Annotated in this window: 18 protein-coding genes and 1 pseudogene; 2 read left to right on the top strand and 17 right to left on the bottom strand. The window is 61.5% G+C overall.

Features of this window, described 5'->3' with window-relative positions; translation table 11 throughout:
* Nucleotides 1-119: 119 nt before the first annotated feature.
* Nucleotides 120-1,055, top strand: coding sequence for a heme o synthase (locus tag MesoLj_RS20085; RefSeq protein WP_202321978.1), 936 nt, complete (start codon nucleotides 120-122; stop codon nucleotides 1,053-1,055).
* Between the two features lie 473 nt (nucleotides 1,056-1,528).
* Entirely contained in the window at nucleotides 1,529-2,341 is an 813-nt protein-coding gene (locus tag MesoLj_RS20090) for a DUF2189 domain-containing protein (RefSeq protein WP_202321980.1), read from the top strand.
* Between the two features lie 181 nt (nucleotides 2,342-2,522).
* On the opposite strand, the gene MesoLj_RS20095 is transcribed toward MesoLj_RS20090, so the two are convergent.
* The 17 genes and pseudogenes from MesoLj_RS20095 to MesoLj_RS20175 form a co-directional block, all read right to left on the bottom strand.
* Nucleotides 2,523-2,996: an aminoacyl-tRNA deacylase gene (locus tag MesoLj_RS20095; RefSeq protein WP_202321982.1), complete on the bottom strand. Its 474-nt coding sequence runs from the start codon at nucleotides 2,994-2,996 to the stop codon at nucleotides 2,523-2,525.
* Nucleotides 2,997-3,068: 72 nt separating this feature from the next.
* Nucleotides 3,069-3,458 (bottom strand): cytochrome C oxidase subunit IV family protein, encoded by a 390-nt coding sequence (locus tag MesoLj_RS20100; RefSeq protein WP_202321984.1) that lies wholly within the window; start codon nucleotides 3,456-3,458, stop codon nucleotides 3,069-3,071.
* Between the two features lie 10 nt (nucleotides 3,459-3,468).
* Nucleotides 3,469-4,188 (bottom strand): heme-copper oxidase subunit III family protein, encoded by a 720-nt coding sequence (locus MesoLj_RS20105; RefSeq protein ID WP_202321986.1) that lies wholly within the window; start codon nucleotides 4,186-4,188, stop codon nucleotides 3,469-3,471.
* A gap of 13 nt (nucleotides 4,189-4,201) precedes the next feature.
* Nucleotides 4,202-4,906 carry a cytochrome c oxidase subunit 3 gene (locus tag MesoLj_RS20110; protein ID WP_202321988.1) on the bottom strand — a complete coding sequence of 235 codons (705 nt, stop codon included), beginning with the start codon at nucleotides 4,904-4,906 and terminating at the stop codon, nucleotides 4,202-4,204.
* Nucleotides 4,903-6,672, bottom strand: a complete 1,770-nt coding sequence (ctaD, locus tag MesoLj_RS20115; protein WP_202321989.1) for a cytochrome c oxidase subunit I — start codon at nucleotides 6,670-6,672, stop codon at nucleotides 4,903-4,905. Before ctaD ends, MesoLj_RS20110 begins: the two co-directional genes overlap by 4 nt.
* A 21-nt stretch (nucleotides 6,673-6,693) precedes the next feature.
* Entirely contained in the window at nucleotides 6,694-7,578 is an 885-nt protein-coding gene (locus MesoLj_RS20120) for a cytochrome c oxidase subunit II (RefSeq protein WP_202321990.1), read from the bottom strand.
* 235 nt (nucleotides 7,579-7,813) lie between these two features.
* Nucleotides 7,814-9,130, bottom strand: a complete 1,317-nt coding sequence (locus MesoLj_RS20125) for a M20 family metallopeptidase (RefSeq protein WP_202321991.1) — start codon at nucleotides 9,128-9,130, stop codon at nucleotides 7,814-7,816.
* Nucleotides 9,130-10,089 carry an ABC transporter permease gene (locus MesoLj_RS20130; RefSeq protein WP_202321992.1) on the bottom strand — a complete coding sequence of 320 codons (960 nt, stop codon included), beginning with the start codon at nucleotides 10,087-10,089 and terminating at the stop codon, nucleotides 9,130-9,132. The genes MesoLj_RS20125 and MesoLj_RS20130 overlap by 1 nt, the downstream gene beginning before the upstream one ends.
* Nucleotides 10,086-11,033 (bottom strand): ABC transporter permease, encoded by a 948-nt coding sequence (locus MesoLj_RS20135; protein WP_244735106.1) that lies wholly within the window; start codon nucleotides 11,031-11,033, stop codon nucleotides 10,086-10,088. The genes MesoLj_RS20130 and MesoLj_RS20135 overlap by 4 nt, the downstream gene beginning before the upstream one ends.
* Before the next feature lie 46 nt (nucleotides 11,034-11,079).
* Nucleotides 11,080-12,066: an autoinducer 2 ABC transporter substrate-binding protein gene (locus MesoLj_RS20140; RefSeq protein ID WP_202321994.1), complete on the bottom strand. Its 987-nt coding sequence runs from the start codon at nucleotides 12,064-12,066 to the stop codon at nucleotides 11,080-11,082.
* A gap of 34 nt (nucleotides 12,067-12,100) precedes the next feature.
* Nucleotides 12,101-12,871: an ATP-binding cassette domain-containing protein gene (locus MesoLj_RS20145; RefSeq protein ID WP_202321995.1), complete on the bottom strand. Its 771-nt coding sequence runs from the start codon at nucleotides 12,869-12,871 to the stop codon at nucleotides 12,101-12,103.
* 35 nt (nucleotides 12,872-12,906) lie between these two features.
* On the bottom strand, nucleotides 12,907-13,683 hold the full coding sequence (locus tag MesoLj_RS20150) for a glutamine amidotransferase (RefSeq protein WP_202321996.1): 777 nt from the start codon (nucleotides 13,681-13,683) through the stop codon (nucleotides 12,907-12,909).
* A 60-nt stretch (nucleotides 13,684-13,743) separates the two neighbouring features.
* Nucleotides 13,744-14,925 (bottom strand): carbohydrate kinase family protein, encoded by a 1,182-nt coding sequence (locus tag MesoLj_RS20155; RefSeq protein WP_202321997.1) that lies wholly within the window; start codon nucleotides 14,923-14,925, stop codon nucleotides 13,744-13,746.
* A 354-nt stretch (nucleotides 14,926-15,279) separates the two neighbouring features.
* On the bottom strand, nucleotides 15,280-16,092 hold the full coding sequence (locus MesoLj_RS20160) for a hypothetical protein (RefSeq protein ID WP_202321998.1): 813 nt from the start codon (nucleotides 16,090-16,092) through the stop codon (nucleotides 15,280-15,282).
* Between the two features lie 360 nt (nucleotides 16,093-16,452).
* A pseudogene (locus MesoLj_RS20165) lies at nucleotides 16,453-16,614 on the bottom strand (JAB domain-containing protein); the annotation flags it as partial.
* 115 nt (nucleotides 16,615-16,729) lie between these two features.
* Nucleotides 16,730-16,954: a helix-turn-helix domain-containing protein gene (locus MesoLj_RS20170; protein ID WP_202322000.1), complete on the bottom strand. Its 225-nt coding sequence runs from the start codon at nucleotides 16,952-16,954 to the stop codon at nucleotides 16,730-16,732.
* Between the two features lie 617 nt (nucleotides 16,955-17,571).
* A complete protein-coding gene (locus MesoLj_RS20175) occupies nucleotides 17,572-18,030 on the bottom strand; it encodes a MucR family transcriptional regulator (RefSeq protein ID WP_202322002.1) in 459 nt (152 codons plus the stop codon).
* Between the last annotated feature and the right edge of the window lie 136 nt (nucleotides 18,031-18,166).

An 18,166-nucleotide genomic window follows, 5' to 3' on the forward strand; every position in this document is an offset into this window, starting at 1 on the left:
GTCGTTTTATCCATATCAAAGGACAGCGTAAGCAGAAGAGGGTTACAGTTTTCGCTCACGCGGGCGTTCAGTCCGGGATCATGGCCCAGCCTGCCTGATACCATCGGTGGTCGTCGAAGATGTCGACTAGGGAAAGCCGCCTCAAGGATACCGCCATCCGCCTCTCGGAAGCGACGGCGGGTGATTTCTTCGCGCTTTTGAAGCCGCGGGTCATGGCGCTTGCCGTGTTCACCGCCTTCGTCGGCCTGATGGTGGCGCCTGGCGCGATGAATCCGGTCATCGCCATGATTGCAATCGGCGCGATTGCGATCGGAGCAGGAGCGGCGGGGGCCCTCAACATGTGGTACGACGCGGACATCGACGCGCTGATGTCGCGCACGTCGAGGCGGCCGGTTCCGTCGGGCCGTGTCACGCCGGGCGAAGCGCTCGGATTCGGCCTTGTGCTATCGGCGCTTTCGGTCATGACACTCGGCGTGCTGGTGGGCTGGCTTGCCGCATCGCTGCTGGCCTTCACCATCTTCTTCTACATCGTCATCTACACGATGTGGCTGAAGCGCTCGACGCCGCAGAACATCGTCATCGGTGGCGCGGCTGGTGCCCTTCCTCCTGTCATTGGCTGGGCGGCCGCAACTGGCGCCATCGGCGTTGAAAGCCTCATCCTGTTCCTGATCATCTTTCTGTGGACGCCGCCGCACTTCTGGGCGCTGGCGCTGTTCAAGGTTGGCGACTACGCCGCAGCCGGCATTCCGATGATGCCGAATGTGGCCGGCCCTGCTTCGACGCGAAGGCTGATCCTTGCCTATGCCTTGCTTCTGGCGCCAGTGGGCGTGCTGCCCTGGCTCTTCGGATTCGCCAGCGGCTACTACGGAATTGCCTCGGCCGCATTGGGCGTCGGTTTCATCTGGCACTCCTGGAAGGTTCTGGCCGCTTCCGAAAAAGAGTTGAAATCCGCCAAGGCGTTGTTTGCCTATTCGATCTTATATCTTTTCGCGATCTTTGCCGCGCTGCTTGCCGACACCATTGCCATGCGCGCGTTGATCTCAGCCGGAGTCTGAGCGCGGATCGCCGTCCGCGAACCGCTCTGGCCGGTCGGCAAATGCCGTGCCGAAGACGCTGCGGTGCCGTCACCGTGGCAGCGCACAGAATCCCAGCAACAGCAGAATGATTATGCCAAGGCCGAGTATGAAAAGCGTCCTTGCGTCCATGACCTTCGCCTTCGACCCGGTGCATGGTCCTGAAGGTCGGGATCGACCCTGCTTCGCCGATTCCGGTTCGCAAAGGATCATGCGTGGTCCAGCGTCTTTACGTGCCCAAAAAGGGACACGCGGCGCGCTATGAGAATATCGAATAAGGGCCTCCGGAGCCAGCCGTGCGGCTCGGCCCCCCTGTCGGTGCCAACAACGGGCGACAAGCCTCTCACAAGAGAGTATACTGGAGGCGGTGCAGGTCGCGGTTTTGCGTGGCCGGTCCCGCAGACGACAGCACCGCGAAACCGCGACCTTTCCGGACCCAGTCTGGAGGAATGGTCATGGCAAGCTTTCATGTCATAGCAGGCGCCAGCGAGACGCTGGAACATACCAAAATTCGAAAAATCGCTGTTTCCGACCTTTTTGACGCGCTCAAGCGGGGCGTCGATGATTTCATGATCAAACCGTCGCATATCGTCTTTCTCTGCCTGATCTATCCACTCGTGGGCGTCGTGCTCGCCGCCTGGACTTCGGGCGCCAATGCCTTGCCGTTGTTGTTTCCGCTGGTTTCCGGTTTTGCGTTGGTTGGCCCATTCGCGGCGATAGGCCTCTACGAAATCAGCCGTAGACGGGAAGCCGGACTCGACACGTCCTGGAGGCACGCTTTCGAGGTCAGGAATTCTCCCGCGCTGCCGGCCATCGCCGCGGTAGGGATCATGCTGTTTGCAATCTTCATCGCGTGGCTTTTGACGGCGCAGATGTTCTACGAATATCTTTTCGGCCCAGCTCCGCCGGAATCGATATCCAGCTTCATCAACGCGATATTTGCCACCGGACGCGGCTGGACGCTGATCATACTGGGGCACGCCATCGGCTTCGTCTTTGCCGTGGTGGTGCTGTGCACGACGGTCGTCGCCTTCCCATTGTTGCTCGACCGCGATGTCGGCGCCTATGAAGCGATCCACACCTCGGTGCGCGTGGTCATGGCGAATCCGGTCGTGATGGCTGTCTGGGGGCTGATCGTCGCCGTCGGCCTGATCATCGGCTCGCTGCCGGTGTTCGTCGGCCTCGCCGTCGTGTTGCCGATCCTCGGTCACGCCACCTGGCACGTCTACCGCAAGGTTGTGGAATCGCCCGCCAGACCGACGAAGTGAGGACGTTCTGCCTCATCGCACCGGCCAGAGCATTTCGCCGTTTCACGGAAACGGTAAAACGCCCTATCTCTTTGTTTTAACGCAATTCCCAAAGGGAAAAGCGCTACGCGCCTTTCCCGGGAAAACCGATCACGCTTTCCTGGAATTGCTCAGGGTGCCGGTGCGGGGTTGATCGAAGCCGTCAGTAAGCCCGGTGACTGAAGCGGGCGCGGTATGCGCCCATCGTCAGGTTGCGGAAATCCTCGCCGCTGACATGCACCAGCGTTCTGTGGTCGCCGCCTTCGAAGTAAATGTCGGCGGCATCACCAAGGCTTTCATCGACAATCACCGGCACGTCGTAGGGGGCGCCGATCGGCGGGATGGCGCCGGTGTCGCAATCAGCGAAGAGCGAAGTCACCTCGTCTTCGGAGGCTAACCCGAGACGCTTGTCCATGACGTGTTGCAATGTGCCGAGCTCGATCCTGTGCGTGCTGGGAATCACGGCCAGCGCATAGCCGAGTTCGTGGTGAACAACCACCGATTTGGCCACTATGCTGCCGGGTACATGCGCCGCAATGGCGGACTGTCTGCTGGTGGATGTGCGATGGTGGGCGACCGTGTCGTATGAAATTCCCTTCCCGTCGATAAAGTCCTTCAGTCTGGTTGCGATCGTCATCTTGGCCTCCCTTTGCCGGAGTTCGCGACGATGGTTCGAGGCGCGGCGGCAAGATCTGAATGGGTTTGCGCGTCAGGGGCCGGCTCCGAAAAATGCCAGCCGGGTGAAAAGCGTGTAGTCGGCTTCGAAGACCATCATTGTCATGAACACCAGCACCAGTACCGGCGGCAGGATGATCGCATAGGCCAGCGCCAACCGTTCCCAAGCCATGTGCATGAAGACGGCGACGATCAGCCCTGCCTTGAGGATCATGAAGATCAGGATCAGCGACCATCTGAGATAGCCGTGGAGGCCGAAGTAATCGACCAGATAGGAGCAGGTGCTGAGGATGAACAGCCACGCCCAGACCACCAGATAGAGCTTGATCGGATGTTCCTGATGGACGTCTGCACGGGCGACGGCCGCCGGCGCTCCAGCATGAAGTGCGTGTTGTCCGAGGCCGTTTGTGGTTGCTTCAGCCATGTCTGCCTCCTCACCAAAGATAGAAGAATGCGAAGATGAACACCCAGACCAGGTCGACGAAGTGCCAATACAGCCCCATGATCTCGACGTTCTCGTAGCGGCCCGTGCGGCTGGTGAAGAAGCCGCGCCGTCCGGTGTCGAAATCTCCGCGCCAGACCTTGCGCGCCACGATGATCAGGAAGATCACCCCGATCGTCACATGGGTGCCGTGGAAACCGGTGATCATGAAGAACGACGACCCGAATTGTGCGGCGCCCCAGGGATTGCCCCAGGGCCGCACCCCTTCACTGATCAGCTTGGTCCATTCGAAGGCTTGCATGCCGACAAAGGTCGCGCCGAGTGCCGCGGTCAGAAGCATGAGGATTGCCGTCTTGCGGCGGTCGCGGCGGTAGCCGAAATTGACCGCCATGGCCATCGTTCCGCTGCTTGAGATCAGCACGAAGGTCATGATGGCAATGAGGATCAGCGGGATTTCCGAGCCGCCGATACGCAGCGCAAAGACCTCGCTCGGATTGGGCCACGGCTCGCGTGTCGAAATGCGCGCGGTCATGTAGGCGAGCAGGAAGCAACCGAAGATGAAGGTGTCGCTGAGCAGGAAGATCCACATCATGGCCTTGCCCCAGGACACGTTCTTGAACGCGCGCTGATCCGAGGACCAATCGGCGGCAATGCCTCGCCAGCCTGTGGGCCGTGGCTCCGTCTGGCCGATATGTGTCAGTGTCCCTGCCATTCGCTTGATCCCCTCAGGTCAGCAACTGCCGGCAAATGTCGATGAACGTCGCGGCCCAGCCGGCCAGCAGCGCGAAGATGGCAAGCCAGATGAAAAGCAGGAAATGCCAGTACATGGCGCATAATTCCACGCCGAGGCGAAGCCGTTCCGGCCGCGTTCCAGTCCAGGCGCTCTTGGTGGTCCTGCCCAGACCCACCAGCCCTCCCAGCACGTGCAGGCCATGCATGCCGGTTATCAGGTAAAAGAAACTGTTGGCCGGATTGGAGGCCACAAAATAGCCGTCGGCGGTCAGTTGCCGCCATGCCATGAACTGTCCGACCAGGAAGGCCAGGGCCGTGAGCCCGGCCGTGGCGAGGCCGAGCCTGACGGTGTCGATTTGGCCCCTGCGCGCCGCCACCGAGGTGCATTGCAGGGCGACGCTGCTCAGGATCAGCACGCCGGTGTTGAGCCAGAGCAGGCGCGGCAAGGGCAGCGGTTGCCAGTCCGACACCGCCATCCGCATGAAATAGGCACTGGTGAAAAGCGCGAAAAGGCAGCCGACGACAGCAAGGAAAACGCCGAGGCCGATCTTGGCGGTTGGCAGGGCCGACCGGTCGAGGCCGACGAAATCGCCGGCCAGACCTTGCTCAAGCCATGGCTTCGTCATCAGCCTCTGGTGCGAAAGCCACCAACCGGCAAAACCGGCAATGACGAGCAGGAAGACCAGGATGACGCTCATGCCGGCTCCCTTGAGGGGCCGAAGGAGCCCGGCATGTTCTGCGGGATGAAGTCCTCCTTGGCGCCCGGTACGCTGTAGTCGTAGGCCCAGCGATAGACGATCGGCAGGTCCTTGCCGAAATTGCCGTGGGCCGGCGGTGTTTGCGGCGTCTGCCATTCGAGCGTCGTGGCCCGCCACGGATTGCCGCCGGCCTCGCGGCCATGGCGGATGCTCCAGATCAGGTTGAACAGGAACACCATCTGGGCAAAGCCGACGATGAACGCCATGACGCTGATGAACGAGTTCAGGTGATGGGCAGACTCCGTCATGATCGTCATGTCGGTCAGCTCGGCATAGCGCCGCGGCACGCCCATCAGGCCGAGATAGTGCATTGGGAAGAAAATCAGGTAGGCGCCGAGGAAGGTGACCCAGAAATGGAACCTGCCCAGCGTTTCGTTGAGCATCCGGCCGGTGACCTTCGGGTACCAATGGTAGATCGCGCCAAAAACCACGAGGATCGGGGCGACACCCATGACCATATGGAAATGGGCGACGACGAACATCGTGTCGGACAGCGGAACATCGACGACGACATTGCCGAGGAACAGGCCGGTCAGCCCACCGTTGACGAAGGTGACGATAAAAGCCAGGGCGAACAGCATCGGTATGGTGAGATGGATGTCGCCGCGCCACAGGGTCAGCACCCAATTGTAGACCTTGATGGCGGTCGGAATGGCGATGATCAGGGTCGTGGTGGCGAAGAAGAAGCCAAAATAGGGGTGCATGCCGCTGACATACATGTGGTGCGCCCAGACCACGAAACTCAGCGCGCCAATGCCGACGATGGCCCAGACCATCATCCGGTAGCCGAAGATGTTCTTGCGTGCATGGGTGCTGATCAGGTCGGATACGATGCCGAACGCCGGCAGTGCCACGATGTAGACCTCGGGATGGCCGAAGAACCAGAACAGGTGCTGGAACAGGATCGGGCTGCCGCCATTGTGTTGCAGTTGCTCACCCATCTCGGAAATCGCGGGCATGAAGAAGCTGGTGCCCAGGACGCGATCAAGCAGCATCATCACGCTGGCGACGAACAGCGCCGGAAAGGCGAGCAGCGCCATGACAGTCGCGGTGAAGATGCCCCAGACGGTCAACGGCAGGCGCATCATTGTCATGCCGCGCGTGCGCCCCTGCAGCACGGTCACCACATAGTTTAGGCCACCCATGGTGAAGCCGATGATGAACAGGATCAGCGAGGAGAGCATCAGGATGATGCCCCAGTCCTGGCCGCCTGGCGTCCCGCTCATGATGGCCTGCGGCGGGTAGAGCGTCCAGCCGGCCCCCGTTGGTCCGCCGGGCGCGAAGAAGCCGGACACCAGGACCAGCACGGCGAGCAGGTAGATCCAGTAGCTCAGCATGTTGACATAGGGGAAGACCATGTCGCGCGCGCCGACCATCAAGGGGATCAGGTAGTTGCCAAAGCCGCCGAGGAAGAGGGCGGTGAGCAGGTAGATCACCATGATCATGCCGTGCATGGTGATGAACTGGTAGTAGGCTTCCGGGGTGATGAAGTCGAACGTGCCGGGAAAGCCGAGCTGCAGTCGCATCAGCCAGGACAGCACCAGGGCGACGAGGCCGATTGCCGTTGCCGTCGCCGAATACTGGATGGCGATGACCTTGGCGTCCTGCGAGAAGACGTATTTGGTCCACCAGCTGTGCGGATGGTAGAGTTCCATTTCCGCGACTTCGGCCGGCGGGATTCCATCTGCAGGCGTGATGTCGACCATAGGAACACCTCCGTGTCCTTTTCAGCGAGCCTCGACCGTTTCGAGCCTTGCTGCAATTTCGGGACCCGGCGCCGCCGTCTGTCCCGTCGCCTTGTCCGCCGATCCCGTCTGCTGGGGGGGCGACAATTGTGCAAAAGTCTGCTGCTGGCCGAGCCAGGCCACATAGTCCGCCTGGGTATCGACCACGACGACGCCATGCATCATCGGATGTCCCTGGCCGCAAAGTTCGGCGCACAGGACCTGGAAGGTTCCGGTCCTGGTCGGGGTGAACCAGAAATAGGTCACCGAGCCCGGGATCATGTCCATCTTGGCGCGGAATTCCGGTACATAGAAATCATGCAGCACATCGATCGAGCGGAGCAGCATCTTGATCGGTTTGCCGACCGGCAGATGCAGATCGGCCGCTTCGACCACGACATCGTCCTGACCATTGGGATCGCTGGGGATGATGCCTAGCGGATTGTCGGCACTGACGTCGCGCGTGTCTGATGTGCCGAGCTTGCCGTCATTGCCGGGCAAGCGGAAACTCCACTGCCATTGCTGGCCAATGACCTCGACCTCAGTCGCATCGGTCGGAACGGTAACAAACCGGCTCCAGACGAACAGGCCGGGAACCAGCAACGCCGTGACTCCAACCGCGGTGACGATCGTCAGCCACGATTCGAGCCGCTTGTTCTCTGGTTCGTACGCCGCGCGATTGCCTTCCCGATGACGGAAGCGGAACACGCAATAGGCCATGAAAAGCACGACGGCGGCGAAGACGACGCCAGTGATCCAGAAGGTAATGATGATGGTATTGTCGATATAGGCCCAGTTCGAGGCAATCGGCGTCCACCACCATGGGCTCAGGAGGTGAAACAACACAGAGCCCACTACGATCAAAACGAGTACAAGCGCTACGGCCATGTCCCGTTCCTCCGGCATTCGAGGGGGGCGAAGCCGACCCAACAAATACCAAGCGCATCATAGCTTATTTTGGGGTCGCAATTCCAGAGGCGACTATCTTGACGCGAAAAATGCTGTCTTTTGCCGCCGCGACCCTTCGAGACGAGCCATCCCCAGAACCGCGGTTTGGCGGGTGAGGGGCGCGCTTTTGAGGCAATTCCGGGGAAAACCGCTTCACCCTTTTCCTGGAACTGCTCTAGCGGCACCATTTCTCGACGGCGATCGCAATCGCCTTTGTGCAATCGACGAGATCGCGCACCGAGACCCGTTCGTTCGGCTGATGTGCCTGTGCCGGATCGCCAGGACCGAAATTGACGGTCGGCGTGTTGCCAAGCCCGGTCGGCAGGCCGATGTCGCTGTGCGCGCCGAAACCGCTGAGGATCGGTGACAGCTTGGCTTCCTCGACCGCCTGCTGGAAGACGCCGATGAACGGATTGTCCGACGGAATCTCGGCGCAGTCGGCGTCGAGGATCCATTCGACGCGGGCCGGGTGCTTTCGCAGATAGGGGTCCGCCTGGCAGACATTGGCGATGTGTTCTTCGATTTCGCGTTTGACGTTGCCGCCCAGCCTGAACTCGTCATGCTCGCTCGGCAGGTACTGCGCGTCGATTATGATCTCGCCGCGTCCTGCCATGGAGGAGGGGTGTTCGCCGGCATTGATCTGGGTGACGATGATCTGGTTGGGCAGGTCCATCAGCGGATGGTTCTTCCTGGGATCGAACATCCAGCGCCGGTTGAGAATGTCGATACCGTCGAGGATTTGCCGGCAAAGCTGGACGGCATCGACCGGGCCGCTCGAATACCAGGCATTGGGCGTGAGTTCGGCGTGGCCGCCTATGCCGTCGATGATGATCCTGCCCCACAGGATGCCGTGGCAGAGCGGCGCTATTCTGTTTGCCGTCGGTTCGGTCATGATGCCGGCGTCGGCGTGAAAGCCGCGATCGACCATGGCGAGCGAGCCCATGCCGCCGATCTCCTCGTCGACGACGGTGGTGAAGACGATGTCGCCGGACAGGGGAATGTCGAGCTCCCTAAGGATCTCGACGGCCATCAGCATGCAGGCGACGCCGCCCTTCATGTCGACCGTGCCGCGGCCGTGCAGAAATCCATCCTTGAGGACGGGCTGGAACGGGCCGGTCGCCCAGTGGCTGGCGGCGCCGGGCGGCACGACGTCGATGTGGCCGGTGAGCATGATGGAACGTCCGCCGCCGGTGCCTTTCAGGACGCCGCCGAGATTGGGCCGGCCGTCGAAGGTCCGACCCTTGTTGGCGCCGGCGCGGCCTTTGTATTTTTCATAGAGCGCCGGACCGTCCGGATCCCAGAGATCGGTCGTGAAACCGAGCGCTTCGATGCGTTTTTGCAGATAGAGCTGGCAATCGCGCTCTCCTGGCCCGGCCTCCTTGGGATTGGATTTTACGATCGAAGGGAAGGCGACGAGATCGCTCAGCGTTGCGACGATGCGGTCGGCGGCTGCCTCGATGCGTGCGGCGATGATCTCTTCTTTGGACGGCATCATGATCTCCAACGTTGGGAAAGTCGGTCGGCGAGAAGGACGAAAACCAGAAGGGCGCCGACAATCCCCACCTGCCAAACCGTGTTGATGTTCAATTGCAGAAGACCGGTCTTCAGCGTGACCAGCAGCAGGACGGCCGCGAAAACGCCGCCGACGCCACCGCGCCCGCCGGTGATGACGATGCCCCCCAACATGGCGGCGGTCAGCGATTCAAGTTCGAGGTTCTGGCCGATATTGGGCCTGCCGCTGCCGAGCCAGGCGAGCGAAACCAGACCGGCGGCACCGGCGAGCGCTCCGCTCAAGCAATAGAGAATGAAGCGCACGCGATCGACCGGAATGCCGACCAGCTTGGCCGAGCGTTCATTGAAGCCCATGGCGTAGATCCAGCGCCCCCAGGCCGTCGAGATCAGCACCAGGCCAGTGAGGGCGAAGCACGGGATGGCAAGTGTAAGGAAGGGCATGGGAATGCCCATGACGACGCCACGCCCCCAGACAAGCAGCCAGGACGGCACGCCGGCCTGGGCGGCACCGCCGGTGACGGCGAGTGCCGCGCCTGAATAGACGAAGAATGTGCCGAGCGTCGCTATGAAGGGAAGCAGGGCAAGCCCGTTGACCAGCCATCCGTTCAATGCGCCGAGCACCGCCCCGGCCAGGATGCAGGCGACCGGCAGCAGGACAGGTGGCAGGCCAAGCTTGATGCAAAGCATTGCGACGATGGCGGATAATGAGACCGCGCCGCCGACCGACAGGTCGATGCCGGCGCCACCGGCCAGGATGACCAGCGCCTGGCCGAGGCCAACCAGCGCCAGGATCGTCGAGAACTGAAGAATGGTGGTGACCGTGCCGAGGTTGAAGACCGAAGGCCTGAGCACAGCCAAGCCGACAATGACGATCAGCCAGAGTGCGCAGAGCAAGGCCAAGGTGAGGGCTGGGCCCTGCAGATTGCGGAGCGTCTTCATGCGCGGGCCCGCTGTATCAGGCCAAGCGGCAGCCGGTTGGAGACGGCTTCGAAGCCGAGCACGCCGATGATGAGAACGCCGGTGACGACGGGCTGCCAGAGCGAGGGGACACCGATCAGCAGCAGCCCGTTCTGAAGGATTCTCAAAAGCAGCACGCCGAGCACGGTGCCGATCAGGCTGCATTTGCCGCCCAATATGCTCGTGCCGCCGAGAATGACCGCAGCAATGGCATCGAGCGCCAGCGTGCTGCCGACCGTCATTTCCACATTGCGGTAGGTGGCGACATAGAAAGTGGCGGCAATGCCGGTCAGAAGGCCGCTGATGAGGAAGGTCATGAAGCGGGTCTTGACGACCGGGATACCCGACAGCCGCGCCTTTTCCTCCGAATTGCCGATCGCCAGCAGATGCAGCCCGTAGGGCGTCCGCCGCAACGCCAGCCAGACGATGAGATAGGCAATGGCTATCACCAGGGCGGGAACGGGGACGCCGAGTACGGTTGTTGCAAGGATGTTGGTGAGGCTCGAGGGCAGGCCGGAAAGCCATTGCCCGCCGAGCAGGACGAAGACAGCGGTGCGGTAGACGCCGAGCAGGCCAAGCGTGCCGACGATGGCGGGGACGCGGCCGAGAACGACGACAATTGCCGTCACGCATCCAAGCAACGCCCCGACCAGCGGACCGACAATGATCGCCAGCACCGGACTGCCATCGGCACCGAGCACGCGGCCGATGGCTATGGCCGCGAGCCCCATGACGATGCCGATCGACACATCGATGCCGCCCATTGCCAGCAGCAAGGTCATGCCAAGGCCGACAAGCAGCAGTTCGACACTGTTGCGCAGCACCGTCGCCGCATTGCCGGAGGTGGCATAGTGAGGCGATGCGACGGAAAAGATGACGATCGCCAGCAAACAGGCGACAAGCAGAGACCACTCTCGTCCGTTCATGGAGAAGACACCGTTTGCAGATTGTCGCACCGCGCTCATGTCAGGCTCAGAAGTTGAACTTGTCGACGTTGTCCTTGGTGAAGACAGCCGGCGGCCCGAGCAGCAGAATGCCCTTGGCGGCGTCATAGGTGACGGGCTTTTCCAGGCCAGCGATCTTGTTCTCGGTCTCGAAGGTCTTGCCGTCGATCAGCTGTTTGCCGGCCCAGACCGTGAGATAGCCGAGCTGCTCGGGATCCCACAGAACGGTGAAGCCGAAGGCGCCGCTCTTCAGGTAGGAACGCGCGGTGTTCGGGCTGCAATAGCCGGCGCCGATGACCGAACCGATCTTGCCGGCGGTCTCGATGGCCTGGGCGACACCCGGGCAGGTCGAGGATGCAACGGCGATGATGGCCTTGATGTCGGGGGTGGCGGCCATGAGATCACCTGATATTTGCGCGGCGCGCTCCGCCGTGCCGCCGGCGAATTGCGGGGCGAGCAGCTTCAGCTTCGGATATTTGGCCGTGGCTTGCTTCTGCATGAAGCCGATCCAGGCGTTGAGGTTGGACGCCGTCGCCTCGCCGGAGACGATGCCGATCGTTGCGTCCTCGCCGACGCGCTTGACGAGTTCGTCGACGATGGTCGTGCCAAGGCCCTCGTCGGTTGCCTGGGCAACATAGACCGCGCGGCCGCTGTCGGGCGCATCGCTGTCGCTGGTGAACAGTTTGATGCCCTTGGCCTTGGCGCTCTCGACCACCGGGGCGATGCTTGAGGCATCAAGCACGCTGACCGAGACCGCCTCGACGCCCTGGTCGATCAGGTTCTGGACGATCTGCAACTGGTCGACCGGGTTGGTGTCGACCGGGCCGGAATAGATGAAGTCGACGCCGAGATCCTTGGCGGCGCGATTGCCGCCGGCTTCCATGGCGTTGAAATAGGGGATGCCGATCAGCTGTGGGACAAAGGCAACCTTGTGCTTGTCCGCGGCATGCGCCGCCGTGGCAACGACGAGTGACAATGCGGAGGCGGCGAGCACTTTCTTGAGTTGTGAAAGCATTTTGGTTTGATCCTCTCTGGAAATGACGTGCGTTTCAGTTTGTTTTTTCGAGCGCCCGCACGTCGGGATGAGCGCCTGTTATGAGCGAAACGACTTCCTCGTGATTGGTCTCGGTGGCCAGCCGTTCGGCCACCTTGCGACCGCGCCGGAACACGACGATGCGGTCGGCAACCTCGAAGACTTCGGAAATGTTGTGGCTGATAAGGACGACGGCGCAGCCGCGCGCGGCGAGCCGCCGTGTCAGCGCCAGCACCTTGCGGGTCTCGGCCACGGCAAGGGCCGCCGTCGGTTCGTCCATGATGACCAGCTTGGCATTGAGATTGAGCGCCCGGCAGATGGCGACAGCCTGGCGCTGGCCGCCGGACAGGCTGCCGACAGGCGCTTCCGGGTCGGAGATATGGGCATCGAGTTCTTTCAGCAGGCCGTCGACGCGCTGGCGCATTTCCTGGCGCTTGAGGAATGGGATACCAAAAATGGAGCGTTTCAATTCTCGGCCGAGAAACACGTTCTCCGCGATCGAAAGGTTCTCGGAAAGCGCCAATTCCTGGAAGATCGTCGCGATCCCCGAGGACGCTGCATCCTTGGGTGAGGAAAAGGCGACCGGCTTGCCTTCGATGACGAGTTCGCCGTCGCTCGGCGCATGGGCGCCGGCCAGGATCTTGATGAAGGTCGATTTGCCCGCACCATTGTCGCCGAGCAGCGCCAGCACCTCGCCGGAGCGGATCTCCAGGTCGACATTCGCCAGCGCGGTCAGCGCGCCGAAGCGCTTGGCGATGTTTCTGGCGACAAGAAACGGTGCTGTCATGGTGGTTCCCCGGCGTTGCTGATCGGGCTGAGTGGCTAGATGGTCTTGCTCACCCAGCGCAGCACATTGGTCCAAAGGCGCGCATAGCCGGGCCACTCGACAAAGCTGTTGGGCAGCCAGTGCGGGCCGATGTCCGATGTCCAGACCAGGGTGCGGCCTTCGCCATGGCGCCCGGTGACCAGCAGCGGGTGACCGCCCTGGTCCTGCGGCAGCCGCGCCAGCACTTCGACATCGTCCCGGTCGCGGGCAACGACCTCGTTGGCGCCGAGAAGAATCGGCCATTCGCCGTCGATGCCGGCAAAGAGCGGATGATCCCTGGGGCCGGTGATCTCGGGCCGAAAGCCCTCGGGAATTTCCAGCCGGTCGTCATTGGGCAGGCAGGTGACCGGCAGCGCATCCTCGACAGCCGTGCGATTCCAGCGCGCCTTGCCATCGATGCCCTGGAAGGAGAAATAGCCGCCGATCATGATCAGGCCGCCGCCGGCCAGCGTCCAGTCGCGCAGAAGCTTGAGCCGGTTGGGGACCGTCTTGCCGTGCAGCCAGACATCGGGATGGAGCAGCAGCGAGTTCGCACCGATGTCGGACAGGATGATCGCCCTGTATTGCGACAGGCCTTCCATGGTGAAAGGCAGCTTTTCGACAGCCTCATGGGCCGGCATGTAATCGAGATCGAACTCGCTGTCCTTCAGGGCGGCAACGAGCGGTGTCGCACCCAGATGAAAGGTGACGCTGCCGAACTGATCGAAGCCCTTGTAGTGGGTTGCCGAACTCATCCAACTCTCGCCGACCAGAAGGACTTTTGCTTTCGCCATGATCATATTCTCCTGATTTCGCTTGATGGGCGGATGTCCAGAAATCGATAAGTCTTTGATTTAACTTGCCATAACAGTGTCGCTCGCCAAGGCGGCGGCCTTCAGGGTCGCGAAATCCGCGATGTAGCCCTGCGCGCCTTCGACCGTGGTCGTCAGGCTCGCGCCGATCGCGGCATAGCGGGCGGCGGCGTCCAGAGACGCGCCATGCAGCCACAGGCTCAGGAAGATGCCGGCGAAGCTGTCGCCGGCGCCGGTGGCATCGACGCGGTTGACCGGAAGTGCCGGCACCTCGATCTGTGGGCCGCCGCCAGCCGGGAAGACGACCGCGCCAAACTCGCCAAGGGTGAGCACGACGGTGCCACGCGGCTTGATGCGTGACAGCATCAGCCGCACCTCATCGATCATGCTTGCGATTCCGGTGCGAAAGCCGAAAATCTCGCGCATCATCACGTCGTTGATGAAGGTCAGGTCGATCTGCCTGACCATCTGCGCGAAGGTTTCCGGCGTGCGCGCGCTTTTGGGCAAGCCGGCCGAATGCAGGCTGACCTTCCAGCCGGCCTGATGAAAGCGCGTGATGGAGGCGGTCATCGTCTCATAGTGAAAGCCTTCGATATGCAGGCAGGTGGGGCGCTGCTCAGGCTGGATGTCCAGATTGGCGGTCAGGTCGACCTCACCCAGTTCGAACGGTTCGCTGATGATGGTGCGGCTGCCGTTGCGCTCGATGATGACGATCGCCTGCGAAAGCCGGTTGTTGGGCGTGCTGCGGATGGGGAGGGCGTGGACGCCCAGCTTGGAAAGTTCGCCCAGCGCCCAGTCGCTTTCCGCATCCCGGCCGACCGCCGTCGCCAGTTCCACGTCAAGAGCGTAGGGCGCCCCAACGCCGGCCGCGGCAACCGCGAGATTGGCGGCTGGGCCGCCCAGCGCCTTTTCGATATGGCTGGCGGTGATCCGGTCGTCTCTATGCGGCAGCACGTCGACGCGGCACAGGAAGTCGACGCTGACGCGTCCGGCGACCAGAAGCCTTGGCAGGTGATCGAGGTTTTTTGGCCTGCGCAATGCGCGGCCGGGCAGGGAACGCGCGAAGGAACTCGGCCGGTACATCAACGCGGCGACCGCCTTCTCGATGCGGTCGCGAGTGTCTTCCCTGAGGCCGGCGGTGCCATTGATGAAGTTCGAGACCGTGCCGATGGAGACACCGGCGGTCCGTGCGACATCCGCTATGGTAGGGCGCTTGCGTTGCAATTGCCTGGTTCCGATTGAAGCGTTTCAAACGGTAGCAGCGGAAGTGCGGCGCCTCAACGAAACCATTTTCCAAAAAATAGGAGATTGCGCTTGTTGTTTGGAAGATTGATCCAAGTTGACCGAGATGGCTGGATTGCTCTTTCCAGGATTGAACGATTTTCAAATTTCCGTATTTCGTTCGATCCGCTGCGCCTGATCGGGCGCTCATCGCAGCCCTTCCTGCAATCCAGCAAGCAGTTGCCACGCTTGAATGGCCCTCGGGCGTCTTCTCTACGGCCAGAAACAGCAATGCCGCCGGGCGAACCCGGCGGCATTGCCTTCCACAATCAGGATACCGCCGTTGTTGGTAGACGCCTACGGCGTCGTCTCCGCTCCGATCTTGGTCGCCATCTGGTCGATCTTGCCGGCAAGGACGCCCTCGGCCCAGGCCGTGACCTCGGCGTCTACGGGCTTGTTGGCCATGTCCGTCAGCGCCGCGCCGAGCGACGCCTGATCGGTGCCAACGGTCGCCGCGGCAGCCGCCGCCTCTGCCTGGGCCGCCGCCGCGTTATCGGCGTCTACAACGGTCTGCTGAGCCGAGATTTGATCGTTCACAGCCTGGACTTGTGCGGCCGTGGCGGTCGGATCCGCCTGCAGGGCGGTCAATTGTGCATTCAGCGTATCCAGTTGGGCCTGGGCAGCGGCGGCCGTGGCGGCAGCCGCCTCAGCCGTGGCCTGGGCGTTCTTGGCTTTCGCCGACTGCGTCACAAAGGCCTGAATGGCGGCGAACTTCTTGCTCTTGGAATTCATATAGGCGTTGATGTTGCGCTGCAGCGAGTTCAGCCGACCAAGCTTGGCGTGGATGTTCTTGTCCTTGGGCACGGACGCAACCTGGGTGGTGTCGACCGTGGTATCGGTTGTTGTGTCCGTTTCCGCCTTGGCTACCTGTCCTGGGGCTGACGCAGACTTTCCATGCGGAGCGCCGCTCTTGCCATGGCCATTGCCGCCGGCATTGCCGTTGCCATTGCCGTTGCCATTACCGCCGGCATTGCCACCGCCGTTGCCGTTGCCGTTGCCACCGCCGTGCCCGTTGCCGCCACCGTGCCCATTGCCGCCTCCGGCGAGCGCCGGCGACGCCAGAAGCGCCAATGCGGCAAGCGCCGCGAACAGAGTTTTCCGGTTTGTCATGGTGTCTCCTCGGGGAATCGCCACCTCCGCCCAACCGCTAGGGCAGCGTAATATGAGAAACCGCTAATCGTACGGAGTAAACTTTAGACAAATGCGGTCGCAATGCGCGAGGCTGGTGACCGCAGGAGACATAATTATTTGATATTACACGTAAATCAGCGCCATGAGACGGCTATGGCACTGAAGTCCCATGCCGGCCGGACCATGGTCCTGGCTGCCAACCAATGATGGTCGAGCGGCCCGTCCGAAAGGCGCTGGAATGCGGGAAGTCGATGACTAAAGCCTGGTCGGATGCGTTGCGGGCGAACGGCCTGGCTCTGCTCTCGGCGAAGATGATTTGTTCGCCATATCGGCCGGCGCTCAAATCAGCAGCAGGCCCTTCATGCTGGCGTATCCCTTGCGCCCGATGATGATGTGGTCGTGCACGGCGATACCCAGCCGTTTGCCTGCTTCGATGATCTCTTTCGTCATCTCGATGTCGGCGCGCGACGGCGTCGGGTCGCCTGACGGGTGGTTGTGCAACTTCCTCTCGCCGTAAGCTATCTTATTGAAATATAGTGCAGAAATTCCCACATCCGAGAACGTGAGGAGCGGCGTCTGGGGGCGGTATTGGATGCTCCTCCGTCACTGACCACGCTCACTCACCGCCGTTCATGCTGAATCGCTTTGACGCATGGCACGCCACTTTATTCATTTGATCCCACGTCTCCAGTTCCTCAATTGGGTACAACACGGCTTTGCCAAGCTTGACGTACGCCGGTCCAATCCTCTTGGCTCGCCAATTTCGTAGCGTTCCAAGAGAGATGGTGCCGCGATAGCGTTCCGAGACTTCCTCAGCTGTCAAAAACTTCCTGTTGTCCATTAAGCCCCCAAATGTCCGACGTCGGGAACATGGGAGCAGGCTCAAGCACGCTCCCAAACCCTTGGTCATGCAGTTGCGCGGTCATAAGTAGCTATGTGCGTCGGAAATAGAAGCCGCTGAGTGAGGGAGTAGAAGCAGGGGATATGTCTGGATAGAATCGGATCAACTGCCAACAAAGTGTGCAAGGTCGGTCGACCCGGGCCGACCGGAAAATGAGGAGTGCGATCTGCGGTTCCATCGCCTCGAACCGTTAGTGCTTCGTGTCGGAGAGGAATTGGATGAGGCGACGCATTTCGGCGAGTTTGAGCCAGCCTGAGCGGGAGAGCGCAAGAAACACGAGGCGAACTACTCTCGAAATCTCATCCCGATGTCGCAACCTAGAAGTGACGGGATAGTCAGAGGATCAACGCTCAGTGACCACGGCACGAGTTGGGAGCCGAGGCCGTCGTCGATCATCGCCAAGCGGCCCGATGACAGTATCAGTTGCCGTCCCGCTAGGAAAAAGGCCGGCGCCCTCGCTGGGAGGTTGCCCGAATGGCGCCGGCCAGACGGTCCTTTTCAGGTCCGCCGCTCTCCAAACATAGCTGAGTCTTTCCGGTGCGTCAGATGGTGGCGGACTACACTTTGGCTTTCCGCTTCCCAGGTGCCTTCTTGGCTGGTACGACGGGTTCAGCCTTGCGGCCAAGTCCGATGGACTTCGCCAGTTGCGAGCGCTGAGCGGCGTAATTCGGAGCTGTCATAGGGTAGTCGTGCGGCAAGTTCCATTTGGCGCGATAGGCGTCCGGTGTCAGGCCGAAGTCCGTGCTAAGATGCCGCTTCAGTGATTTGAACTTTTTGCCGTCTTCGAGGCAGACAATGAAGTCCGGCGTCACCGACTTCTTCGGGTTGACCGCCGGAGTTTGCGGCTCAGTGACCGGTGGAATCGGCGTGCCAAGTCCGGACAGCGAAGCATGAACCGATGCTATCACGTCCGGCAAGCCAGACACCGGTAATGGATTGTTGCTGACATATGCTGAGACAATGTCGGCGGTTAACTCAGCTAGTTCGGCAGAGCGGGTATCGGATTCGTCGGTCATTGGTGGTCCTTTTGCCTGATTTATCCCCTCTCTAGGGGCTGATGATTAACGACGCAACCGTCGTCCTAAGCCTGATCTATCGAACTGCAGTGGGGCTAATGCAGAATTCGTAAGGTCTTCGGACAACCCTTTGACG

The organism is Mesorhizobium sp. 113-3-9 (assembly GCF_016756515.1).
In the GTDB taxonomy this organism is placed as follows: Bacteria; Pseudomonadota; Alphaproteobacteria; order Rhizobiales; family Rhizobiaceae; genus Mesorhizobium.

Excerpts from the sequence above, each read along its gene's own strand:
- MesoLj_RS20085 (WP_202321978.1), top strand. The coding sequence starts at position 120 with ATGTCGACTAGGGAAAGCCGCCTCAAGGATACCGCCATCCGCCTCTCG.
- MesoLj_RS20090 (WP_202321980.1), top strand. The coding sequence starts at position 1,529 with ATGGCAAGCTTTCATGTCATAGCAGGCGCCAGCGAGACGCTGGAACAT.
- MesoLj_RS20095 (WP_202321982.1), bottom strand. The coding sequence starts at position 2,996 with ATGACGATCGCAACCAGACTGAAGGACTTTATCGACGGGAAGGGAATT.
- MesoLj_RS20100 (WP_202321984.1), bottom strand. The coding sequence starts at position 3,458 with ATGGCTGAAGCAACCACAAACGGCCTCGGACAACACGCACTTCATGCT.
- MesoLj_RS20105 (WP_202321986.1), bottom strand. The coding sequence starts at position 4,188 with ATGGCAGGGACACTGACACATATCGGCCAGACGGAGCCACGGCCCACA.
- MesoLj_RS20110 (WP_202321988.1), bottom strand. The coding sequence starts at position 4,906 with ATGAGCGTCATCCTGGTCTTCCTGCTCGTCATTGCCGGTTTTGCCGGT.
- ctaD (WP_202321989.1), bottom strand. The coding sequence starts at position 6,672 with ATGGTCGACATCACGCCTGCAGATGGAATCCCGCCGGCCGAAGTCGCG.
- MesoLj_RS20120 (WP_202321990.1), bottom strand. The coding sequence starts at position 7,578 with ATGGCCGTAGCGCTTGTACTCGTTTTGATCGTAGTGGGCTCTGTGTTG.
- MesoLj_RS20125 (WP_202321991.1), bottom strand. The coding sequence starts at position 9,130 with ATGCCGTCCAAAGAAGAGATCATCGCCGCACGCATCGAGGCAGCCGCC.
- MesoLj_RS20130 (WP_202321992.1), bottom strand. The coding sequence starts at position 10,089 with ATGAAGACGCTCCGCAATCTGCAGGGCCCAGCCCTCACCTTGGCCTTG.
- MesoLj_RS20135 (WP_244735106.1), bottom strand. The coding sequence starts at position 11,033 with ATGAACGGACGAGAGTGGTCTCTGCTTGTCGCCTGTTTGCTGGCGATC.
- MesoLj_RS20140 (WP_202321994.1), bottom strand. The coding sequence starts at position 12,066 with ATGCTTTCACAACTCAAGAAAGTGCTCGCCGCCTCCGCATTGTCACTC.
- MesoLj_RS20145 (WP_202321995.1), bottom strand. The coding sequence starts at position 12,871 with ATGACAGCACCGTTTCTTGTCGCCAGAAACATCGCCAAGCGCTTCGGC.
- MesoLj_RS20150 (WP_202321996.1), bottom strand. The coding sequence starts at position 13,683 with ATGGCGAAAGCAAAAGTCCTTCTGGTCGGCGAGAGTTGGATGAGTTCG.
- MesoLj_RS20160 (WP_202321998.1), bottom strand. The coding sequence starts at position 16,092 with ATGACAAACCGGAAAACTCTGTTCGCGGCGCTTGCCGCATTGGCGCTT.
- MesoLj_RS20170 (WP_202322000.1), bottom strand. The coding sequence starts at position 16,954 with ATGGACAACAGGAAGTTTTTGACAGCTGAGGAAGTCTCGGAACGCTAT.
- MesoLj_RS20175 (WP_202322002.1), bottom strand. The coding sequence starts at position 18,030 with ATGACCGACGAATCCGATACCCGCTCTGCCGAACTAGCTGAGTTAACC.